This is a genomic window from Rhodococcus sp. NPDC059968, assembly GCF_042738615.1.
Lineage (GTDB): Bacteria > Actinomycetota > Actinomycetes > Mycobacteriales > Mycobacteriaceae > Rhodococcus_F.
On record NZ_JBHWUE010000213.1, the window covers coordinates 1 to 4,720 of the forward strand.

General features: G+C 60.5%; 2 protein-coding genes and 2 pseudogenes. 2 read left to right on the plus strand and 2 right to left on the minus strand.

The features are described from left to right. Positions 1-323: 323 nt before the first annotated feature. Positions 324-1,451 carry an MFS transporter gene (locus ACFWAY_RS52990; protein WP_378516432.1) on the plus strand — a complete coding sequence of 376 codons (1,128 nt, stop codon included), beginning with the start codon at positions 324-326 and terminating at the stop codon, positions 1,449-1,451. 6 nt (positions 1,452-1,457) lie between these two features. Here the strand turns inward: ACFWAY_RS52990 and ACFWAY_RS52995 are convergent, their stop codons facing one another. Both ACFWAY_RS52995 and ACFWAY_RS53000 read right to left on the minus strand, forming a co-directional pair. Continuing rightward, a complete protein-coding gene (locus tag ACFWAY_RS52995) occupies positions 1,458-1,997 on the minus strand; it encodes a helix-turn-helix domain-containing protein (RefSeq protein WP_378516433.1) in 540 nt (179 codons plus the stop codon). 87 nt (positions 1,998-2,084) lie between these two features. Beyond that, positions 2,085-2,498, minus strand: a pseudogene (locus ACFWAY_RS53000) (AraC family ligand binding domain-containing protein); the annotation flags it as partial. Positions 2,499-3,496: 998 nt separating this feature from the next. Here ACFWAY_RS53000 and ACFWAY_RS53005 point away from each other — a divergent pair. Beyond that, a pseudogene (locus ACFWAY_RS53005) lies at positions 3,497-4,100 on the plus strand (transposase); the annotation flags it as partial. Between the last annotated feature and the right edge of the window lie 620 nt (positions 4,101-4,720).

Here is a 4,720-nt window from a genome sequence, read left to right on the forward strand (position 1 = left end):
CCGTCCCCTGGCTCGGTGGCCGCACCGTGCGCTACGAGTTCGCGTGAACAGACACAAAATGCGGGTCGATTCGCTGAGTGAAAATCGGCGTTAGTGCATCTGAGAGCTGTTCCTGGAGCACGGAGTCCAGCGCAGCAGCGGTGAGGGGTGCGGGCGGGGGGTCGCGAAAATTGCGTGGACGTTCGGCTTTGTTGTGTGGACGATTGGTCCAGTATTGGCTAGCGCATTCTCGGAACAATCAAAGGATGACAACAAACACCGCGCCTAAAATCCTCCCCCCACGCCGCTCTGAGCGCGCTGGGTGGGCGGGGGTGCTTATCCTTATGGCCACCAGTTTTACGCTGGTGCTCGCTGAATTTCTTCCGCCCAGTTTGCTGACCCAGATGGCAGCCTCACTTGACATCACTGAAGGTCAGGCGGGACAGACGGTCACCGCGACCGCGTTCATGGGGTTTTTGGTGGCCCCCGTTGTTGGCATGATGTTTCCCCGGCTGGACCGGCGAACGCTTCTGACTGGGGTTGCTCTGACCGCTGCGTTGTCCAACATTCTGGTAGCCATCGCACCCAATCTCGTGCTGTTGCTTGTCGCCCGGTTGATCCTCGGGGCCGCAATTAGCGGATTCTGGGCAATGTCGCTGGCGATCGTTTCCCAGCTGGTGGCACCGGAACGCCTGGGCCGTGGGCTTATGCTCGTGAACGGTGGCACTACCGTGGCCACGGTGGGCGGAGTGCCCCTGGGTGTCTACCTTGGCTCCGTGTTTGATTGGCGCGTGGTGTTTGTCGGTGTGGCCGTAGTGTCGGTGCTGGTCGCTATCTTGTTGCGCACCGTGTTGCCTGCTATCGCCCCTGCCACCACCACGGGATTCCGTGAGTTGGCCGACACCCTCAAGGTGCCCGGCCTGTCGTTGGGTCTGATAGGGCATGTGCTCACCGTCCTTGGCCACTTTGCCGCCTTCACTTATATTCGGTTGGCATTCGAGCAAGTGCCCGGCATCGGCGCGGGCGGAATCGCTGGGTTGTTGGCGGCGTTTGGTATTGGGGGCCTTGTCGGAAACGTCGTCGTCGGGCTGCTCGTGGATAAGCACTTGAACCTGATGCGTGTGGTTGTGCCTGCACTCATCGGCTTTGGCATCGCTATAGTCGCGCTCTTCCCTGGACATTTCTGGGCTGTGGGGGTAGGCGCGACAGGATGGGGTATCGGATTTGGGGCTTGGTTGCTGGTGGTCAGCACCTGGATCGGGCGGCTCGCTCAGGATCGGATGGAATCCGTAGGCGGGCTAATCGTGACCGGATTCCAGATTGCGATCACTCTTGGAGCGGGACTCGGTGGCGTGGTTGCCGATAACGCCGGAGTGCAGGTGACATTGTTTGCCGCCGCAATTGCTGCTCTCGTTGGTGGGACCCTGTTCCGAATGGCCAGGACGACAACAGTAGGAAGCTCGAAGGCATAACCGGACCTATACGGCAGGAAATAAGAGGGACCGTTGTCGTCCGCGCCAGACAGCGGGCGCGGACCCGGTGTGCCGTCGAAAGGCGCGCCTGAAACCGGCCTCAGATTCGTACCCGAGGCGGTGGGCGGTTTCTGCGATGCTCAGCCCGTCACGGATCAAAAGCGTTTTACTGGTCTCCATCCGAACTTCGGTCAAATATGATGCCGGGGTTTGACCTACCAGAGTGGTGAAGCGCTCCGCGAAGGCCGATCGAGACATGGTTGCCACCTGCGCCAGGTTTTGCACAGTCCAGGCATCCCCGGGACTCTCATGGATCGCATCGAGTGCGCGAGCAATGAACGGGTCCGACACCTGGTGCAGCCACCGCTCGGGAGCGCAGCCAAGCTCCGCCCAAAGCCGGATTGCGGACGAGACGATGGTGGTGGAAATGAGGCTGCACACCACCGCATCACCTGCACGACTGAAATCGGAAGCGTTGGCTTGTCCGCTGAGCATACCCTCAATGAGCATCGCCATATTCGGTTCACGTACAGAGAACTCCCTCACCAACAGAGTGTTGGGGAAAGTGCCGAGAGTCTGAGCTGAGCCGCCGGACGGCAGAAACCATGCGTTGATAACGTTGGACTCGCGCCTAGCGCGGATCTCAGCTCGGTGTGCCCGGGGGTAAATGAGTAGGTCACCGGCGGAAAGCTCAGTTCGTTCTTGGCCTACTCGGAGTGTCGCAGTTCCTGCAGAAATGTAGGAGAACCCGGCGGAGTCATGCACCCGCGCGACTCGTTCACCCGGCGCCAGCAACTCACGCTGTGCAGCCTGAACGGGCCAGTCTAGCGAGGCCAACGCACGATCTAAGGCGCCCATCTGCCGAGGCTCATTCTCTAAACCTTCAAACACCGCAGTGCAACTCCGTAACGTCTGAGAATATTCCTCGACCGCCCTAGAGCGGGCCGCCTCGCCGTCCGTTGGAATAGTCATGTCTACCCGGCGACAGCTAGGAGGATGTGATTTGACTAATGAATCTTCCTCGCGCCCAGAGTATGTGCTTAGCATCGGAACGATGTTCGGCGTCGAGCGCCTTCGTCATGCGGCCCGACCGGGGCGTCGCGTTCGGCAGGTCCGAAGACGAAGCTTGTGCGAAGTATGCAGAGTCGGGGGCGTCCAGCTCAGGGACAGACGCACGGCCTTCCCCAATGCTGAATTCGGGACAGGTGCATCCGTCGTACCGCGTGCCGAGGTCCTCCTTCGGGGACAGCGCACGCCCAGGCGGTTCGTGCGACTCCTCGGCATGGAATCGCGTCATCGAGGCGTCGAATGTGCTGCACCCCAAATCCCGTCGTAGAAGGTGCTGTTGGACTGCCTCATTTGCCATGCCCTCACCTGTGGTAGGTGTCTTGTCCGGTCTGTGCACGTTTGACCTGTCTCGATGGCCGGCCGTAGCGGCCGGCGCTTTAAGGCATAGGCATATAAGTAGTGCACGAATAGATAGTGTACGCTACAGATTGGGATGGACTTGACCGAAGGAGGCATGGCTGGGTTGTGGTGAGATGGCGAAAGTGCTGCACACAAGCAGGCGGCGACTGCGTCTCCCTGTGCACGTGACGATGCTGAACCCTATCGAGTTCGCGGGCGAAGCTCTCTCGACTGTGCGTTGACAATCTCGCTTGCGCGGCGCCGTGAGCGAACACCGCAAAGCGTGGGGTTCACGATATCCCTAGGAGTTCGACGCCCAACTGTCGGAGTTCCGGATTGACGGAGGATTCGTGGGGAGTCGTTCGCGAGGATTTCCTTGTTCGAGGTCCCCATTTGCGCCTGCGGATGCAGATTAAGTCGAGTCACTTCCACCAGAATCGCGCGAAGCGACCTTCCGGCGATACTCGAGTCCGTCGACGGATTGCTCATCAGCGGAGGACTGGAAGTCGACCCGTCCCTGTACGAGTGGCTCACTCGACGACCCTCGTGTTCAGAAGATCTGCACCCACCGTGACACGAACGAACTCACCGCACTCGAGATCGCCCGTGCCCGATGAATTCCCGTGTTGGCTATCTGCCGCGGAGCGCAGTTGACCGATGTTGCCCTCGGCGGGACGCTCTACGCAGATCTGGCTCGGGACTGGGTCGGGCACACCGGCACTGGCGCAGCGAGGCAGCGCCGATCCGTAGCCTGCACCGGCCGGTGTACGTCGCGATTGGGGTCACCGTCAACGCACATTATTCATCTGATACTCAACAGATTTCGGTTCGCCGCACGGCAGTATTGGGATGAGGTGGCGCGTGACCTCAAGCCCGTCTACACGGCGCCGTCCGAGTCGGCGGCGAGGGAACGATTTGGTGAATTCGCGGGCAAGTGGGGCGTGCGGTATCCGGCGATCGTGCGGATGTGGGAGAACGCGTGGACCGAGTTCGTGCCGTTCCTGGACTACGACGTCGAGATCGGGCGGGTCATCTGCTCGACCAACGCAATCGAGTCGGTCAACGCCCGTTACACTTGCTATCAAGGCCCGTGGACACTTCCCGACCGAGCAAGCAGCCCTGAAATGTTTGTATCTCGCCACGCGCACGCGTGCTCTGGACCCCACCGGGAAGGGTAAGGCACGATGGGCGATGAGGTGGAAGCCGGCACTCAACGCGTTCGCAATCACCTTCGAAGGACGCATCACCCCGAACGGTAACCAACCGACGCCGAGGTCGGATCCACCAGAGGTGAATTCGCTCCCGAAATCGAGTTCAGGATCGCTGAGCAGTGTCGTGTAGGTCGTGAGGTCGTGTTTGACTGGGAATGGGGGAGCTGCGTGGATGGGCGTGCCATTCGCCGACCCACGCCACCCCGAAGTCGAAAAAGTGTTGGTTCGCGAATGTCTGTGTGTGTTGGAGGTCGCGGAGGAAGAAATCGGGGCGGCGGATTGCGGCGGGTCCAGGCGTGCCAGCGATATGCACGTGCACGATCCCTGATTCGGATCGCCTGCCGAGGGGAATGCCTCCGGTTTCATTGCCGTCATTCGCTGACACGGCTGATTCCTGCTGAATGGTTTGCAGTGCACGTGGGCGGAGGAGAATGTGCTCGATTCGTGTCATCATTGGTCGCAGGTCGGGCAGCCAGGCCGGGAGGAGTCGCGGGAAGCCATCGTATTTCGCTGGTGCGACGAAGGTCGAAAGGTGATGGCCAGCTAGGGCTAGGCCCAAAGCCGTGTAGTTAAGTCGTGGGTTGTGTTGTCAAGGGTCGATGTCGGTGAGGATGTTGATGGCGATGGTGGCCTTGAGACTTGGCCCTCGGG